Annotated in this window: 9 protein-coding genes; 7 read left to right on the forward strand and 2 right to left on the reverse strand. The window is 48.6% G+C overall.

Going from position 1 to position 18,607, the window contains the following annotated elements; genetic code table 11:
* Nucleotides 1–94: 94 nt before the first annotated feature.
* Nucleotides 95–1,840 carry a sensor domain-containing diguanylate cyclase gene (locus B5D35_RS00590; protein WP_078750690.1) on the reverse strand — a complete coding sequence of 582 codons (1,746 nt, stop codon included), beginning with the start codon at nt 1,838–1,840 and terminating at the stop codon, nt 95–97.
* Between the two features lie 154 nt (nt 1,841–1,994).
* A complete protein-coding gene (gene mnmL / locus B5D35_RS00595; protein ID WP_078750691.1) occupies nt 1,995–2,903 on the reverse strand; it encodes a tRNA modification radical SAM protein MnmL/YtqA in 909 nt (302 codons plus the stop codon).
* Nucleotides 2,904–3,482: 579 nt separating this feature from the next.
* Between mnmL and gltB (B5D35_RS00600) the strand changes: the two genes are divergently transcribed.
* From gltB (B5D35_RS00600) to btuF, 7 genes are all read left to right on the forward strand, one after another.
* Nucleotides 3,483–8,030 (forward strand): glutamate synthase large subunit, encoded by a 4,548-nt coding sequence (gene gltB / locus B5D35_RS00600; protein WP_078750692.1) that lies wholly within the window; start codon nt 3,483–3,485, stop codon nt 8,028–8,030.
* Nucleotides 8,023–9,492 carry a glutamate synthase subunit beta gene (locus B5D35_RS00605; protein ID WP_078750693.1) on the forward strand — a complete coding sequence of 490 codons (1,470 nt, stop codon included), beginning with the start codon at nt 8,023–8,025 and terminating at the stop codon, nt 9,490–9,492. Before gltB (B5D35_RS00600) ends, B5D35_RS00605 begins: the two co-directional genes overlap by 8 nt.
* 503 nt (nt 9,493–9,995) lie before the next feature.
* Nucleotides 9,996–14,462 (forward strand): glutamate synthase large subunit, encoded by a 4,467-nt coding sequence (gene gltB / locus B5D35_RS00610; protein WP_078750694.1) that lies wholly within the window; start codon nt 9,996–9,998, stop codon nt 14,460–14,462.
* 11 nt (nt 14,463–14,473) lie between these two features.
* A complete protein-coding gene (locus B5D35_RS00615; RefSeq protein ID WP_078750695.1) occupies nt 14,474–15,892 on the forward strand; it encodes an FAD-dependent oxidoreductase in 1,419 nt (472 codons plus the stop codon).
* 206 nt (nt 15,893–16,098) lie between these two features.
* Entirely contained in the window at nt 16,099–16,800 is a 702-nt protein-coding gene (gene mtnN, locus B5D35_RS00620; RefSeq protein ID WP_078750696.1) for a 5'-methylthioadenosine/S-adenosylhomocysteine nucleosidase, read from the forward strand.
* Nucleotides 16,800–17,765 carry a cobalamin biosynthesis family protein gene (locus B5D35_RS00625; RefSeq protein ID WP_078750697.1) on the forward strand — a complete coding sequence of 322 codons (966 nt, stop codon included), beginning with the start codon at nt 16,800–16,802 and terminating at the stop codon, nt 17,763–17,765. The genes mtnN and B5D35_RS00625 overlap by 1 nt, the downstream gene beginning before the upstream one ends.
* On the forward strand, nt 17,765–18,586 hold the full coding sequence (gene btuF, locus B5D35_RS00630; RefSeq protein WP_078750698.1) for a vitamin B12 ABC transporter substrate-binding protein BtuF: 822 nt from the start codon (nt 17,765–17,767) through the stop codon (nt 18,584–18,586). Before B5D35_RS00625 ends, btuF begins: the two co-directional genes overlap by 1 nt.
* Nucleotides 18,587–18,607 lie beyond the last annotated feature (21 nt).

An 18,607-nucleotide genomic window follows, 5' to 3' on the forward strand; every position in this document is an offset into this window, starting at 1 on the left:
TCACGAACTAGAGACATGATAACGGTGAGATCCCCGAAGCTAAAGTAAAAGGGGATGAAACTGCGGTTGCCGTGTTGCTATCGAGAAGAAAAAACTAGCTAACGTCCACCAGCTCTTGAGTCGTTGAGGTAATTTGATTGCGGCCTGCATTTTTTGCTTTATACAACGCCTTGTCAGCCAATGACACTAACTCGCCATAATCTTGTCCCGTTTTAGGAAAGATCGTTGCCGTACCCTGGCTGAGAGTTAAGCGATCAGACACGCCAGAAAATTCATGCGGAATGTTTGCCGCGGCTAACTCTAATGAAATATTTTCGGCAACATGTATTGCACCAGTTTCTGTTGTGTTCGGTAAGAGTATCGCAAACTCCTCACCACCGTATCGGGCTACGGCATCAAGTGGTCGGCGAATAACGTGCTGAAATACATCGGCCACTTTACGTAGCGCGGCATCACCGCTTTGATGACCATAATTGTCGTTGTAAGGTTTGAAAAAATCGATATCGCACAAGATCAGTGACAGTGGCTCGCCCTCACGAATATGCGAATGCCACATTTTCACCAGTTGTTCGTCAAAGCTTCGACGGTTGGCGACCTTTGTTAGACCGTCAACAAAACTGAGTTCTTCCAATTCCATGATGGCGTCAGCCAATTGTTGCTGCGTCGCCTTTCGCTCTGTCACGTCGCGTGCAATGACAAGCACACCTGTCGTTTCATCGGTTGGATCGACAAATTGTGTTTTGGTCATTTCATACCAGACCATACTACCGTCACGCTTCATCACCAAGTCTTCATATTTTACGGTGTCGCCATCTTCGATAACGGGTCGATCCATTTTCTGGTGCTGCGCCAGGATTTCTGGCTCTACGATTTCTTCAGCCAATTCCCCTTCAAGGTCATCATGAGGCGCACCCATCGCTTCAGCAAAAGCAGGGTTCCCACCTAAAAATTCGTAGTCGTTGTTGTAGATGCCAATCGGATCCACACTGGCTTGAAAAATTGACGTCAGCAAGTTGCTGTGTTTTTTCAATTGCTGCTCAACTTCATGTCTAGCCTGAATCTCTTGCTCCATGACCTGACGCATCATATGCCAGTTGGTCACATCGTGGCTGATACTTAACGTGCCATAGATGTGGTTATCCGTGTCTCGTAACACCGTTTGATTAGATTCTAATAAGCAGCTGTCGCCATTCGGGTTCGTGGTCCAGCTTTGTTGTGTGCGGCGACTGGCAACATCTTCTGTCGAATTAAAGAAAAGGCCTTCTTCTTCCCGTCCTTTCCAGAAGCGATCAAACGCTTGGTTTGTTCCCACCACTTTTCCTTCGCGATCTTGGAAACAGACGAGTTCTGCCAACGAATTGATCACAGAACGAAAAATCTGATTGTCATCGTTAATAAACGGCTCGCTATAGACGCTCTCTGATTCGGGCTCTAACGATACAATCCATGCGTGTTTGCCTTTACACCAAATGGGTAACCCAGAGAATCGGGCGTAGCGGGGAACTTTGTGAGAAAAAGACGTGCGAATATCCGCGGTAACATCAATAAAAGGTGTGGGCCAGCGTCGGTGACGTAGCATGTGTGCAATCGCATTTTGCTCCTGCTCACTCCGCATACGAAAATCGCCATGCTCTGTATCGATATCATACAAACGGACAAAGCTGCGATTAGCAAAAAAGATACGGCCGTCCTTGTGAGAGACAATAGCCTTTGGCGAATGGAGATTGGAGAGATAGGATTGCCAGTTTTTGAGCGATACGACACGCTTACGCGATGCCCATAATGCCCCTACCAGAAACCCTATCAAAATCAGCACTACGCCTAATGGCCCGTCAATCATTCAATCATCCTTTGCCGTAAACCGTGAATGTTGCCTTGCATTTTTGCATCAACATCACGGATTAATCTTGCCACACGCAGATGAAAGAAAACGAACCGTCTCCGCTTATTTTGCGAGCTATCAAACGCTAGTCACATTATCCTGAAATATGAAATTAATTTCCTAACAGCGTCCCTTGAGACCCTTTTACGGTTAAAACGCGCGCCAAGGCGGTCATTGCCAGCCAGCGGTTCTCACACCACTCAGGGGCCAGTAAGGTAGGCTTACGCGCACTGGCCGACACACGGTGATACACCACGTCAGCAGGTGTACGCAGGATCATTTCAGCGGCGCTTTCTACATAGTCTTCGATTGAGATCGCCGACAAGCGACCCGCTCGCCACGATTTTGCCATGACGCTACCTTCAACGATATGAAGAGGATGAAGTTTAATCCCTTCCACACCCGTCTCCACAACTCGGTCAATTGTACTGATATGATCTGCTTTCGTGTCACCCGGTAAACCCACAATCAGGTGGGTACACACATTTAAACCCAACGCGCGAGCTTTTCGAGTGACAGTCTCATAACTCGCAAAATTGTGACCGCGGTTAATGCGCTGTAACGTTTTGTCATTCGCTGTTTGAAGGCCCAATTCTAACCAGATTTCATAGCCCTGGTCTTTATAACTGGCCAGCAAATCAAGTACTTCGTCTGGAACACAGTCTGGTCGAGTGCCAACACACAAACCGACAATATCTGCCGTTTTTAGTGCTTCTTCATACATTGCTTTCAGCTTTTCAACTTCCGCATATGTACTGGTATACGCTTGAAAATAGGCGAGATAACGCTTTGCTCGATTCACTTCTTGGGCGCGCATAGAAAGCTGAGCGGTAACAGATAACTGCTGGGCAGTTTCATCAGCAAAAGAGGCAACGTTGCAAAAGGTGCAACCGCCACGCCCTAAAGTGCCATCGCGGTTAGGGCAACTGAAGCCGCCGTGAAGCGTAAGTTTGTGAACTTTTTCGCCATACCTGCGTTGCAAATCCTGACCAAAGGTATTCACTAAATGATGAAGCTCCATCGCCTACCGCCTGAAATTAGTGTCGTTCAAAAAAGCGGCGGATTCTAACACCGAAAATGGGTTAAAAAGCTCGACTACATCAATATTGGTTGAAGTATTTTCACCTAAAAATGAAAGTTAATTACAATTCGTTTACATGCCTTTTTTCACCTCACCTTTCACACTCCTTGAATATTCACACACAGACCATCAAAGCGAGTTTTTATTCATAAATAGCGCAAGGTTACGCTGATATGTATGCTTATGCTGTTATCAAAAAGCAATTTTTTATGGTAATTAAATTTCGAAATATGTAGGATAGATACAGCTGCGCCTAAATTGTGAGCAATAAAATTCGCCAAATTGTGCACTTAACTAGATGCTTATTTGGCGATTTAAATACAGCGCAGCATTTTTGCATAGGATTGCAGTTAAAGGAGATGGATACAGCCCACCAAGCTGTATCCGGGCTTGGGTACGCGAGAAAACACTTTTTTGTCTTCTCAAACTTGGTACCCGCTCAGCCCGTGCCCGCAACAGGTACGGCTAAGGAAGACAAATGCTCCCCCCAGCATTTGTGTCAACTGGAAGGACGTAAACATGACTGATTCAGTGCTACGCACAGAGGGGCTTTATGTGCCCGAAATGGAACACGACGCCTGTGGTATTGGCTTCGTTGCCCACCTCAAAAATAGAAAGTCCCACGCGATAGTAACTCAAGCACTAGACATGCTCGCGCGTATGGAACACCGTGGCGGTCAAGGCTGCGATCCATGCAGTGGTGACGGTGCCGGTATTCTTCTTCAAAAACCGCACGAGTTTCTACTCGAAGAAACACGTAAACTGGGTATTCAATTACCGTCTGCCGACAAATATGGTGTCGGTGTCATGTTGTTCCCTAAAGACGAAAACAAACGTCAGCAATGCCGTGACATTTTCGAGCGTAACGCTAAGCGTTTAGATCTAGAGGTTATTGGCTACCGCATTCTGCCAACAGATAACTCGATGATTGGTGCAGACCCGCTCAGCACAGAACCTCAATTCGAACATGCTTTCGTAACAGGGGGCGAACACCTCACTGTTGATGAGCTTGAGCGCAAGCTTTTCGTACTGCGTAATTACACGGTACGCCTCTGCTTAGAAAGCGTGTCGAACATTGGCGATGATTTCTATATCAATTCATTCTCCGCCAAAACCTTGGTCTACAAAGGCCAATTGACCACGGAGCAGGTGCCACAGTATTTCTTAGACCTTCAGAATGCTTCAATGGTCACCGCACTGGCACTGGTTCACTCTCGCTTCTCGACCAATACCTTCCCGCGTTGGCGCTTGGCGCAGCCTTTCCGTAACATCGCGCATAACGGCGAAATCAATACCGTTCGCGGTAACTTGAACTGGATGAAAGCCCGCGAAGCGTTGCTAGAATCAAAACTGTTCAGCGACCAAGAACTCAAAATGCTGCTGCCTATCTGTCAAGAAGGTGCATCTGACTCTGCCAACTTCGATATGGCGCTGGAACTGCTAACGCTGTCTGGTCGCAGCATGCCCCATGTATTGATGATGATGGTGCCAGAAGCATGGCAAGAGAAGAAAGACATGGACCCGAAACTCCGTGCTTTCTACCAATTCCACGCCAATATCATGGAACCGTGGGATGGCCCGGCGTCTCTTTGTTTCACTGACGGCGTAAAAGTCGGTGCAACACTAGACCGTAACGGTCTGCGCCCAAGCCGCTATACCGTCACAAAAGACGACTACCTCATCATGGCATCCGAGTCAGGTGTAGTAGAAATCGAACCAGAAAACGTGCACTTCCGTGGCCGTTTGCAACCAGGCCGTATCTTCGTTGCCGACTTAGAACAAGGTCGCATCATTTCTGATGAAGAAGTGAAGAACGAAATCGCGTCTGCACAACCATACCAAGAGTGGGTTGAAAAGAATTTGCTGCAATTGGATAAGCTTCCAGAAGCCGACTCCAAACACCAACAACCATCGCCAGAACGTCTCCTTCATCACCAACAAGCGTTTGGTGTCACAACGGAAGAAGTAAACGAAATTCTGTTGCCGATGGCGAAAGATGGGAAAGAGCCACTTGGCGCAATGGGTGCCGACTGGCCTCTGGCGGTGCTGTCTCACCAATCTCAGCACCTTTCTAACTACTTCAAGCAGTTGTTCGCACAGGTGACCAACCCACCAATCGATCCGATTCGTGAACGTATGGTCATGTCTTTAAAAACCTACCTAGGTAAAGACCAAAACCTGCTGATCGAAACACCAGAACATTGCCGCAAGGTAGAATTGGAAACCCCAGTTCTAAGCAATGCAGAACTCGAAAAGCTGCGTGCCATTGATAACGATCACCTCCAAGCAAAAACGCTGGATATCGTATTCCGTGCAAGCGGCGAGAACGGCAAGCTAGAACGCGCACTAAAGCGTATTTGTCAGTATGCAGAAGATGCCGTTAACGATGGTTACTCCATCATCCTTCTGACTGACCGTGCAGTGAACTCCAACCATGCAGCCATCCCTGCGATGCTTGCTGTCGGTGCCGTTCACCATCACCTGATCCGTAAAGGCCTACGTGCAAAAGCGGACATTGTTATCGAAACGGGCGATGCTCGTGAAACCCATCACTTCGCCACACTCGTTGGCTACGGTGCGAATGCTGTTAACCCGTACCTAGTCTACGAAACTTTGGTCGATCTACAGCGCACGAAGAAATTGGACCCAGAAGCAGATGTGGATGCGTTGTTTGAGAACTACCGCAAATCCATCAATGCTGGTTTGCTGAAAATCTTCTCGAAGATGGGTATCTCAACCCTTCAGTCTTACCACGGTGCACAAATTTTTGAAGCATTGGGTATCAGCAAAGCGGTTGTCGATAAATACTTCACCGGTACCGTTTCACGTATTCAAGGCCTGAGCATTGATGACATCGCGAAAGAGGTACTGATCCGTCACCGTCTGGGTTACCCAACGCGTGAAATCCCCGTTCAAATGCTGGATGTTGGTGGTGTTTATCAGTGGAAACAACGTGGTGAAAAGCACTTGTTTAACCCTGAAACTATCCACTTGTTGCAAAATTCAACACGTAACAAAGACATTAAGCAGTTTAAAGAATATTGCCACACGGTTGATAGCCAAGGCGATGACGCGGCGACCCTTCGCAGCCAATTCGAATTTGTGAAAAACCCAGCAGGTAGCATTCCTCTTGCAGAGGTTGAACCCATCGAAAGCATCCTGAAGCGCTTTGCAACCGGTGCAATGAGTTTTGGTTCTATTTCGCATGAGGCGCACTCAACCCTTGCTGTAGCAATGAACCGCATAGGCGCGAAATCTAACTCAGGTGAAGGTGGCGAAGACCCTGCCCGCTTTGAGAAGAAAGAAAATGGTGATTGGGAACGCTCTGCGATCAAGCAGGTTGCATCCGGTCGTTTCGGTGTGACGTCTTACTACTTGACCAATGCCGCTGAGATCCAAATCAAAATGGCGCAAGGCGCGAAGCCAGGTGAAGGTGGTCAACTTCCAGGTCACAAAGTCGATGACTGGATTGGTCGCACACGTCACTCCACACCAGGCGTTGGCTTAATTTCACCACCGCCACACCACGACATTTACTCTATCGAGGATTTGGCGCAGCTCATTTATGACCTGAAAAATGCGAACCGCGAAGCGCGTATTAACGTCAAACTGGTCTCAGAAGCAGGTGTAGGCACTATCGCATCCGGTGTAGCAAAAGCTAAAGCTGACGTGGTTCTGATTGCCGGTTTTGATGGCGGTACGGGTGCTTCACCATTGTCGTCCATTAAACATGCAGGTTTGCCTTGGGAACTGGGTCTGGCGGAAACACACCAAACACTGCTGAAAAACGGCCTACGTAACCGTATCGTCGTTCAATCAGACGGCCAGATGAAAACCCCTCGTGACCTTGCTGTCGCGACGCTACTGGGCGCAGAAGAATGGGGCGTGGCAACCGCAGCACTGGTTGTTGAAGGTTGTATCATGATGCGTAAGTGTCACCTCAACACCTGCCCTGTTGGTATCGCAACACAAGATAAAACTCTGCGCGAGCGTTTTGATGGCCGCGTAGAAGACATCGTGACTTTCTTCACTTACATGGCTGAAGGCCTACGTGAAGTGATGGCAGAGCTCGGTTACCGCACCATTAACGACATGGTAGGTCAATCTCAGCACTTGAAAGTACGCAGCGATGTTGGTCACTGGAAATACCAGAACCTAGACCTGAACGTTGTTCTTCACAAAGAAGAGCCACGCGAAGGCGACGGCATGTATTGTCAAATTGAGCAAAACCACGGTCTTGAAACGATTCTGGATCGCCGCTTGATTGAAGCCGCTTCAAGTGCACTTTATGAAGGCCGTAAGGTTGATGCAGAATTCGCAATCGTCAACACAGACCGCAGTGCCGGTACCATGTTGTCGAATGAGATTTCGAAGATCTACAAAGACCAAGGCTTACCAGAGCAAATGAATGTGAAATTCAAAGGCTCTGCTGGTCAAAGCTTTGGTGCATTCCTTGCTAAAGGCGTGAAATTCGAAGTCGAAGGCGACGCGAACGATTACTGGGGTAAAGGTTTGTCTGGCGGTACCTTGGTGCTGTATCCAGATGCCAAGAGCGACATCATTGCCGAAGACAACATCGTTGTCGGTAACGTCTGTTTCTATGGTGCAACCTCTGGTGAGTCATTCATTCGCGGTGTTGCAGGCGAGCGCTTTTGTGTACGTAACTCCGGTGCGAGAGTGGTTGTCGAGGGTATTGGCGACCACGGCTGTGAATACATGACCGGTGGTGTTGCCATCGTTCTGGGTCAAACAGGCCGTAACTTTGCTGCGGGTATGAGTGGCGGTGTTGCTTATATTTGGGATCAATTCGAAGACTTTGAATCTAAGCTAAACCCTGAATTGGTTGACTTGGATCCATTGGATGCAGAAGACATCGCACTGTTGAAAGAGATGATTGGTAAGCACCAAACATTGACTGGCAGCGCCGTTGCAGGGACCTTCTTATCGAACGTTGATGAGAACCTCAAGCGTATCGTGAAAGTGATGCCTCGCGATTACAAAGCTGTGCTAGAACAACGCAAAGCGGAAGCCGAAAACAAGGAAGAAGTGGAGGCTGTAAATGGGTAAGCCAACTGGATTTTTAGAATTCGGCCGGGAACTCCCGGGCAAAAAAGACCCTGCTGTTCGTATTCAAGACAACAAGGAATTTGTCCTGAACGAAGAGTTTGGTGAAAAGATTAACGAACAATCGTCACGTTGTATGGATTGTGGTGTACCGTTTTGTCATAACGGTTGCCCTATCGGCAACATCATTCCTGAATTCAATGACGCGGTCTATCGCGACAGCTGGGAAGAAGCGTGGAACATTCTAAGTTCTACCAACAACTTCCCTGAATTCACTGGACGTGTGTGCCCTGCACCTTGTGAAACCGCGTGTGTTCTTGGTATCAATCAAGATCCGATCACGATTTGTAATATCGAGAAAACCATCGTTGAGACGGCCTATCGTGAAGGCTATGCCAAACCGAAAATCCCAACATCTCGCACCGGTAAAAAAGTGGCGATCATCGGTTCAGGCCCTGCGGGTCTGTCCGCTGCAGAGCAACTTAACAGTGCAGGCCACTCAGTCACGGTTTTTGAACGTGATGAGAAAGTCGGCGGATTGCTACGTTTCGGTATTCCTGACTTCAAACTCGGCATGGACATAATCGATCGCAAGATCAACTTGATGGCTGAAGCTGGCGTACAGTTTGAAGTGAATGCGCACGTCGGTGTCACCGTTAACGCACAGCAAATTCGTCAAGATTTCGATGTAGTACTGCTAACAGGTGGCTCAACTGTGCCACGTGATTTACCTATCCCGGGCCGTGAATTGAAAGGCGTTCACTTTGCGATGGAATTCCTTGGTCAAAACAACCGCCGTGCAAACGGTATGGATTTGAAAACCGAAGAAATCCACGCAAAAGACAAGCACGTTGTGGTAATTGGCGGTGGTGATACGGGCTCTGACTGCGTGGGTACATCAAATCGTCATGGTGCGAAGAGCATAACCCAAGTGGAAATCATGCCTATCCCGCCTGAAAAGCGCCCTGCAAACATGCCTTGGCCGCAATACCCAATGATCATGCGCACTTCCACTTCTCACGAGGAAGGTTGTGATCGTCATTGGAACATCCTGACAAAAGAATTCATCGGTGACGACGCTGGCAATGTAAAAGCACTGCGTATCGCTGACATTGTTTGGAAGGATGCTGCACCAGGCGAACGACCAGGTTTTGAGGAAGTCACGGGCTCTGAACGTGTTATCCCTTGTGATAACGCATTCTTAGCGATGGGCTTCCTTCATCCAGAACCTCACGGCGTACTCGCGCAGTTGGACGTCGCATTGGATGACCGCGGTAACGTGGCAACGCAAGGCTATCAAACCAGCCAAAAAGGCGTATTCGCTGCAGGTGACATGCGTACGGGCCAGTCTCTGGTTGTACGTTGTATCAATGAAGGCCGCGAATGTGCACGAGCCATCGATGAATACTTGATGGGCAATACAAACCTTGAAGCTAAAGCTGATTCACTGATGCTTTCCGCATAATTATAAGTAAGTGTTATCTTCCAGTTTTGCCAGCCCTCTGTGGCTGGCTTTTTTCTTTATCTCCCAAACAGTTATGACCTCGCTGTCATCACGCAATCATTTTCACTTTCTACCGCTACTCGCTTTGTTAGCGATAAGCAGGACCAAATCGCAACTAAAAGATTAAAAAGCCCCGCTATATGGCAAGGTTAATCTCTGCGACAGGGTTAAAAAAATCACCATAAAATCCTGCCTACATACGCCCTTTTCGACATATATAGCTGTTTATTCCCAAAGTTAATGTAATGTGACGAAATTTGACCTATTAGCAAATTGTCGATAACTTGAAATATCGAAAAGAAAATTGTGAGCCTCGGCAGGGCCCAGTCATTCTTACTCAATCACAAGAGCTGATGGGTTAGCGCATCCATGACCTAATACTTACACTCTGTCAAAATCAAAATGCTAGGAAAGCATTGAAATACTGCAGTCACTGCTTGGAGCAGTCGCAAGGGAGAATTGCAATGTCGCTGTACGACCCTACGCTGGAGAAAGACAACTGCGGTTTTGGCCTCATCGCCCATACAGAAGGTGAAGCCAGCCACAAACTCGTCAGAACAGCTATTTCCGCACTAGACCGAATGACCCACCGAGGGGCGATAAACGCTGATGGGAAAACCGGTGATGGCTGCGGCTTATCACTTCAAAAGCCCGATTCCTTCTTTCGTATTATCGCAGAAGAAAATAACTGGACGCTCAGTAAGCTTTACGGCGTCGGTATGATTTTTCTCAGCAAAGATCCAAAACAAGCACAGCGAGCAAAAGACATCTTTGAGCGCGAAATCGCAGCTGAAACCTTGTCGATTGTGGGTTGGCGAGACGTTCCCACAAACTCTGATGTACTGGGTGAGATTGCATTAAGCTCAGTCCCCCACATTGAACAGGTTTTTGTAAATGGCCCTGCAGGCTGGCGAGCACGTGATTTAGAGCGTCGTCTTTACATTGCTCGTCGCCGAGCAGAAAAAGCCCTCGCTGACGATGCCGATTTTTATATCACGAGCCTTTCCACACGTACCATTGTGTACAAAGGCTTATGTATGCCCGCAGACCTACCCCGTTTTTATCTCGATTTGGCAGATCTGCGCCTTGAATCTTCAATTTGTTTGTTCCATCAGCGCTTCTCCACCAATACCAAGCCGAAATGGCCGCTGGCTCAACCGTTTCGCTACTTAGCACACAATGGTGAAATCAATACGATAGATGGGAATCGCCAGTGGGCTCGCGCCCGTGCTTACAAATTCAACTCCCCGCTGTTTCCGGATTTGAAAGAGGCAGCACCCTTCGTCAATGAAACCGGATCAGACAGTTCCAGCCTCGATAATATGCTGGAAGTATTCCTCGCTGGCGGTATGGATCTGTTTCGCGCTATGCGCTTACTTGTGCCGCCTGCATGGCAAAACCACCCAGATATGGATCCGGATCTTCGCGCATTCTACGACTTTAACTCCATGCATATGGAACCGTGGGATGGCCCAGCAGGCATCGTAATGTCTGACGGTCGTTACGCCGCGTGTAACCTTGACCGAAATGGTCTTCGTCCCGCCCGCTACGTGGTGACTAAAGACAAACTCATCACGCTTGCTTCCGAAATTGGCATTTGGGATTACGCACCGGATGAAGTGGCAGAGAAAGGTCGAGTAGGTCCTGGTGAGCTTTTAGTTATTGATACGTTTGAAGGTGAGATCTGGCACTCTGCAGATATCGATAACGAACTGAAAAACCGTCACCCTTACCGTTCATGGCTCGATGCCAACGTAAAACGTCTGACACCATTTGAAGAATTATCATCGGAAGATAACGCTGGCCAACGCAGCATGGATGATGACGAACTTCATACATACCAGAAGATGTTTGGGGTCTCGGGTGAAGAACTCGATCAAGTGCTTCGGGTCTTAGGTGACATTGGGCAAGAAGCGACGGGCTCCATGGGTGACGACACACCAATGGCAGTCCTCTCTTCGAAAGAACGAAACATAGCAGATTACTTCCGCCAAAAATTTGCTCAGGTCACCAATCCGCCTATCGACCCATTACGAGAAAATCACGTAATGTCGCTTGCGACCTGTATCGGTCGAGAAATGAATGTGTTCTCTGAAACCGATGGACATGCACAGCGCGTCGCATTTAAGAGCCCCGTTTTGCTCTACTCTGACATGGTGCAATTGCTTGAATTAGATGACGAGCACTACAAAAACAGCATCATTGACATCAATTTTGATCCTAACGAAAAAGATCTGGAAGGCACGATTATCGATCTTTGTGATCAGGTTGAACGCATTGTGCGAGATGGTGCGGTTCTGATCGTTTTGTCTGACAGGGGAATATCAAAAGGAAAGCTGCCTATTCCTGCCGCGATGGCCGTAGGTGCGGTACAAAAACGCTTGGTAGAAAGTGCTTTACGCTGCGATGCCAACATTGTGATTGAAACAGCTTCAGCCCGTGATCCTCACCAGTTTGCGGTACTGCTCGGCTTCGGAGCAACCGCCGTCTACCCATACCTAGCCTATGAATCTATCGGAAAAATGGTCGAAAAAGGTGTCATCTCCAAGCCCATGAGTGACGCCATGCTTAACTTCCGCAACGGAATCAACAAGGGGCTGTTTAAGATCATGTCCAAGATGGGCATCTCAACCATCGCCTCTTACCGTTGTGCCCAACTGTTTGAAGCTATTGGTTTGAACAGTACCGTGGTCAACTTATGTTTCAAAGGGGTCGCCAGTCGTATTGAAGGGGCAGACTTCGCCGACTTTCAGCAAGATCTCTACAACTTAGCACGCCTTGCATGGTTGAAACGCAAACCGATTGAACACGGAGGCTTGCTGAAATATGTCCATGGTGGTGAGTATCATGCCTACAACCCAGACGTGGTAAATTCATTGCAATCTGCAGTTCGTTCAGGCGAGGCGATGGATTACAAAACCTATGCGGACACCGTCAATAATCGTCCTGTCTCCTCTCTTCGCGACCTGATGGCGTTGAAACCGGTTAAAACACCGATTGCGATCGAGAAGGTTGAGCCAGCTAGTGAGCTATTTAAACGCTTTGATTCCGCTGCCATGTCCATTGGTGCTTTAAGCCCGGAGGCGCATGAAGCTCTGGCGATCGCCATGAACCGCTTAGGCGGGAACTCCAACTCGGGAGAGGGAGGCGAAGATCCTCGTCGCTTTAATTCAGAGCGTAATTCACGCATCAAGCAGATAGCCTCAGGCCGATTTGGTGTAACCCCACATTACCTGACCAATGCCGATGTTCTGCAAATCAAAGTGGCGCAAGGGGCAAAGCCTGGCGAAGGTGGTCAGCTTCCCGGCCACAAAGTTACCGCAGAAATAGCACGTCTGCGATACTCTGTTCAAGGCGTGACGCTAATCTCACCGCCGCCACATCACGATATATATTCAATAGAAGATTTGGCTCAGCTTATCTTCGATCTTAAACAGGTAAACCCCAACGCATTGGTTTCCGTCAAACTGGTCTCTGAGCCCGGCGTAGGCACCATTGCCGTCGGTGTTGCGAAAGCCTACGCCGATTTGATCACCATCTCCGGTTATGATGGCGGTACGGGTGCAAGCCCGCTGACATCAGTGAAGTATGCGGGAAGTCCATGGGAACTAGGCTTGGCAGAAACTCAGCAAGCCCTTGTCACCAATGGATTGCGTCACAAGATACGCCTTCAGGTAGATGGCGGTTTGAAAACTGGTCTCGACATCATTAAAGCGACGATATTAGGCGCTGAAAGTTTCGGCTTCGGTACCGCCCCTATGGTCGCCCTTGGCTGTAAATATCTGCGTATTTGTCACTTGAATAATTGTGCAACGGGTGTTGCGACGCAAGATGACACCCTACGCCGCGAATACTTCAAAGGTTTACCTGAGCAAGTAATGAACTTCTTTAAAGGTTTGGGTGAGGAAGTCCGTGAATTGATGTCTCAGTTAGGCGTAGAAAAACTTACTGACTTAATTGGCCGTACTGATTTACTCCAGGCTATCGACGGGTTTACCGCAAAACAGCTCAAGCTCGACCTTTCTGACATTTTGGAAAGTCCGCAGCCCGTTGGCGAAAATGCGGTGTTTTGGAACCAACCTAATACACCGTTCGATAAAGCTGTACTCAACCAAAAATTACTTGAAGCGTTTGAAACGTCGATAGAAAAACGTCGTGCTGCAAGCGCGTACCTCGACGTACGAAACACCGACCGTTCTGTCGGTGCGTCCATCTCCGGCGCCATCGCCAAGCGGTATGGCAACCAAGGGATGGCGTCAACGCCACTGGACATTCACCTTCAAGGTACCGCTGGTCAATCATTTGGCGTATGGAATGCAGGAGGGGTGAACTTAACGCTAACCGGTGATGCCAACGATTACGTCGGTAAAGGCATGGCAGGAGGTAACATTGTTATCAAATCCCCCATCGGCTCTGCATTTAACTCTCACGAGTCAACCATCATTGGTAACACCTGCTTGTACGGCGCAACTGGCGGGAAGCTTTTTGCATCTGGCAAAGCCGGTGAACGTTTTGCGGTACGTAACTCCGGCGCACTCGCCGTGGTGGAAGGCGCAGGAGACAACGCCTGTGAATACATGACGGGCGGCATCATCGCTATTCTTGGTCGTACTGGTGTGAACTTCGGTGCGGGAATGACAGGCGGCTTTGCTTATGTGCTTGATGAGAGCGGTGACTTTACAGGTCGCGTTAATCCTGAACTGGTTGAAGCACTGTCTCTCGATAAGCTGACCATTCATCAAGAACACCTCCGAGGGCTCATTGATCAACATTTCGAGCTAACAGGCTCGTGTCGTGCGCAGGAGATCCTCGCCGACTTTGAACAATGGATCAGTAAATTCTATCTGGTGAAACCCAAAGCAGCGGATGTCCGTTCTCTGCTCGGTCACCAAAGCCGAAGCGCAGCTGAACTGCGTGTTCAGGCGCAGTAACGGAGGACCTTATGAGCCAGAACGTATACCAATTCATCGACGTGCAACGTATCGACCCGCGAAAAAAACCGGTCAAAGCACGTAAAACACAATTTATTGAAATTTATGAACCTTTCAATCACAAGCAAGCCTCCGCGCAAGCGGATCGCTGCTTGGATTGTGGCAACCCATACTGCGAATGGAAATGCCCTGTTCACAACTACATTCCGCAATGGTTAAAGCTCGCAAATGAAGGCAGGATCATCGAAGCGGTAGAGCTTTCGCATCAAACCAATAGCCTTCCTGAAGTCTGTGGCCGAGTTTGCCCACAAGACCGATTGTGCGAAGGCTCTTGCACTCTCAATGACGATTTCGGTGCTGTCACTATCGGTAATATCGAAAAGTACATCACAGACAAAGCGTTTGAGATGGGCTGGAAACCGGACATGTCGGGAGTGGAATGGACAGACAAAAAAGTCGCCATTGTCGGTGCAGGACCAGCAGGTCTTGCCTGTGCGGATGTGCTGGTAAGAAACGGCGTGAAGCCTATTGTTTTTGACCGCTATCCGGAAATTGGTGGCCTGCTGACGTTTGGTATTCCTTCCTTTAAGTTGGAAAAGGACGTGATGCGTAACCGCCAACGCGTTTTCTCAGAAATGGGCGTAGAGTTCAAACTCAACACTGAGATCGGCACCGACGTGACCATGGAAGACCTTCTTAAAGATTATGACGCTGTCTTCCTCGGTGTTGGCACTTACAAATCTATGCGTGCAGGGTTGGAAAACGAAGACGCAGAAGGCGTATTTGATGCACTGCCCTTCCTGATTGCCAACACTTACCGCGTGATGGAACTGGAAGAAGACAATGCACCTGAATTTATCGATATGGCGGGTCAAAAAGTGGTGGTACTCGGTGGCGGTGATACTGCGATGGACTGTGTACGAACATCCATTCGCCAAGGTGCCAAGAACGTTGTGTGTGCGTATCGTCGTGATGAAGCAAACATGCCGGGTTCTCGCCGAGAAGTAAAAAATGCACGCGAAGAAGGCGTGAATTTCATGTTCAACCTTCAGCCGTTGGGTATTGAACTGGATACAACGGGCAAAGTCAGTGGGGTTAAAGTGGTGAAAACAGCATTGGGTGAACCCGATAACGCAGGACGCCGACGCCCAGAACCCGTTGAGGGCAGCGAACATATACTGCCCGCAGATGCGGTCATCATGGCGTTTGGTTTCCAACCTCATGCCATGGATTGGCTTGCGCCCTTTGATGTAGCACTAGATCAATGGGGACGCATAAAAGCTCCCTCGCAAGGGGCCTTTTCCTATCAAACCACGAATGAAAAGATCTTCGCTGGTGGCGATGCGGTACGCGGTTCTGATCTGGTTGTGACCGCAATAGACGAAGGACGGAAAGCCGCCGAAGGCATCATGGACTTCCTCAACGTCTAGTGTTATTCGCGTCACTTCCCTATGACGAAATAGATCCTCCCACGTTTGGGAGGATTTTTTTGGTTTCGGGGGGAGGAGGGGGGCAACAATCAAGGACAAACGTTTATCACTGCCCGAAAATCGGACCTAACACTCAGAGTTATTATCAGTCAAAGAAGTCGGCATGATACACTCTCTACATTGACAAAAACTCAACGAGAACATAGATGAAAATCGGTATTATCGGTGCAATGGAGCAGGAAGTTACCCTGCTGAAAAACCTGATCAATAACTGCCAACTTCAAGAAATTGTAGGCTCTAAATTCTACACAGGCGACATAAACGGTGTGGATGTGATTCTTCTGCAATCAGGCATTGGTAAAGTAGCGGCGGCACTGAGTACTGCTGTTCTGCTGGATCGCTTCAAGCCATCTCTGGTTATCAACACAGGCTCCGCTGGCGGTTTTGACTCTAGCTTGAACCTGGGTGATGTAGTTATCTCTACTGACGTTGCATACCACGATGCTGACGTTACGGCTTTTGGTTACACTATGGGTCAAATGGCAGGCCAACCTGCAACATTTGAATCTGATGTGAAACTGATGGATGTGGCAGAACAAGCGCTGGCAGCGATGGAGCCTGCACCTCACGCCGTTCGCGGTCTGATCTGCACCGGTGATGCATTTGTTTGCACGGCTGAGCGCCAAAACTACATTCGTAAACACTTCCCATCTGTCATTGCAGTGGAAATGGAAGCAGCAGCTATTGCGCAAACTTGCCATCAATTCAAAGTGCCGTTTGTGGTTGTTCGCGCCATCTCTGATGTTGCAGACAAAGAATCCCCAATGACATTTGACGAGTTCCTGCCTTTGGCAGCGAAAAGATCAAGTGCCATGGTTGAAAAAATGGTTGAGCTGTTGAAAGCATAATGACAGAGCTCCCCACTCCGTTTGGTGCATTGATGGATCATTCGACCCTACTGGCAATGTGGGGAGCACTCATTTTACATTGGTTTCTTCCAGCACCTCCTCATATCACGCCCCTCTCGCTGTGGCGACGTGTGGCCATTGCTCTTGCCGAAAAAGTAAACCATTTCGAAGACCCATCATCGCAGCAAAGACTGGCCGGCGCACTTTCCCTATCAATCATGTGGCTGACCATTGCCGTTCTGTTGATCGCGTTGAAGCAACTCATTTGGACGATGTGGCTGTTTGACTTGCTTTTGCTCTGGTTTGCACTTGGCTGGAAACAGATAACAGTGACAGCCTATAACATTGAACAGGCTTTAAATCGCGATGATAAGCCAACCGCTCGCACTTTTTTATCGCAGATTTTGAATCGAGATACGTGCTCCTTGTCTCAAGTCGGCATTGCTAAAGCTGGCTGTGAGACCCTGCTGGCTGGATATGCCCGAGGCTTGATCAGCGTACTCTTTTGGTATGCGATCGGCGGTGGTATTGCAGCGTTTCTTTACGCTTTACTCGTTCAGCTTGCTCGATGTTGGCCAACCCGACGTCAAGAGTATGCTGACTTCGGCGTACCTACCGCGGCATTTCTTACCGTCATGGACTCGGTACCCAATCGATTGTTTGCTGTGCTTATTGCCACAGGCCTTCGCTTCCATCAAGCGATTGAGGCAATAAGACTAAGTGGAAATCAGTGGTCTACGAATGGAATAGGATGGCTACTTGCTTCGTCAGGTGCCAAATTTCAAGTCGCACTAGGCGGACCCGTGATATATGACAATGCCAAAGTGTCTCGACCGACACTTGGTGGCTCCATCACCCCATCATCGTTACACCTAGCAATACTGAACCAACAGCTCAAACAAAAAGCACTGATTTGGATTGTCACTCAAAGCTTTATCATGTGGTTCGCACACGGATTTTTATAATGTTTCGTTTTCTGGTTTTACTTTTCTGCCTGCCAACACTGGCAGTCGCAGCGCCTCTTCGCGTTATCAGCCTTTCACCTCACACCACTGAGCTCGCTTATGAAGCGGGACTCGGAGACAATCTTGTCGCCGTCAGTGCCCACAGTGATTACCCGCCTGAAGCATTGTCGCTTGAGCAGGTCGCCAACTACCGTGGTATCAACATTGAACGGGTCGTTACCCTGAAACCCGACCTGGTGCTGGCCTGGAAAGGTGGAAACCCAGACAAAGAACTCGCAAAACTTGAGCGACTGGGTATTGAGGTTTTTTATTCCAACCCACACTCTTTGTATGAAGCGGCTGACAATATTGAAAAGCTTGGAAAGTGGTCTGACGATCCTGAGAAAGCAAAGCAACGAGCCGATGCCATTCGCTCAGCCTTGAAAAACATAGAAACAACGCAACAAGGGAAGCCGGAGGTACCTTACTTCTATCAGTTAAGTGATACCCCTCTGCTTACCAATAATGCCAACCATTGGCCACAACCTTTGTTCAACCTATGCGGTGGTAAGAATATTTTTGGCAACAGTGCTGCGCCCTACCCTCAGATCAGTGTCGAACAAGTTGTGGTAAGAAAACCGCAAGTGATGTTCTATCCAAACACACAATCGAGACCTGACGCACTATGGTTAAAATGGGCTGATTACATCCCTGCGGTTAAAAACGAGCACATTTACGCTATCACGGGGGACTGGTTAAACCGCCCGACGCCTCGTGCACTCAAAGCGGTAGATCAAATTTGTGCGGCCATGGACAAAGTAAGAAGCGATCTCGGTCACTAATTCGAAATTCTCACGCCAAAC

It is taken from the genome of Enterovibrio nigricans DSM 22720 (genome assembly GCF_900167155.1).
Lineage (GTDB): Bacteria > Pseudomonadota > Gammaproteobacteria > Enterobacterales > Vibrionaceae > Enterovibrio > Enterovibrio nigricans.

What these genes read in the sequence shown, in the direction of transcription:
- B5D35_RS00590 (WP_078750690.1), bottom strand. Translation starts at nt 1,840, where the DNA reads ATGATTGACGGGCCATTAGGCGTAGTGCTGATTTTGATAGGGTTTCTG.
- mnmL (WP_078750691.1), bottom strand. Translation starts at nt 2,903, where the DNA reads ATGGAGCTTCATCATTTAGTGAATACCTTTGGTCAGGATTTGCAACGC.
- gltB (WP_078750692.1), top strand. Translation starts at nt 3,483, where the DNA reads ATGACTGATTCAGTGCTACGCACAGAGGGGCTTTATGTGCCCGAAATG.
- B5D35_RS00605 (WP_078750693.1), top strand. Translation starts at nt 8,023, where the DNA reads ATGGGTAAGCCAACTGGATTTTTAGAATTCGGCCGGGAACTCCCGGGC.
- gltB (WP_078750694.1), top strand. Translation starts at nt 9,996, where the DNA reads ATGTCGCTGTACGACCCTACGCTGGAGAAAGACAACTGCGGTTTTGGC.
- B5D35_RS00615 (WP_078750695.1), top strand. Translation starts at nt 14,474, where the DNA reads ATGAGCCAGAACGTATACCAATTCATCGACGTGCAACGTATCGACCCG.
- mtnN (WP_078750696.1), top strand. Translation starts at nt 16,099, where the DNA reads ATGAAAATCGGTATTATCGGTGCAATGGAGCAGGAAGTTACCCTGCTG.
- B5D35_RS00625 (WP_078750697.1), top strand. Translation starts at nt 16,800, where the DNA reads ATGACAGAGCTCCCCACTCCGTTTGGTGCATTGATGGATCATTCGACC.
- btuF (WP_078750698.1), top strand. Translation starts at nt 17,765, where the DNA reads ATGTTTCGTTTTCTGGTTTTACTTTTCTGCCTGCCAACACTGGCAGTC.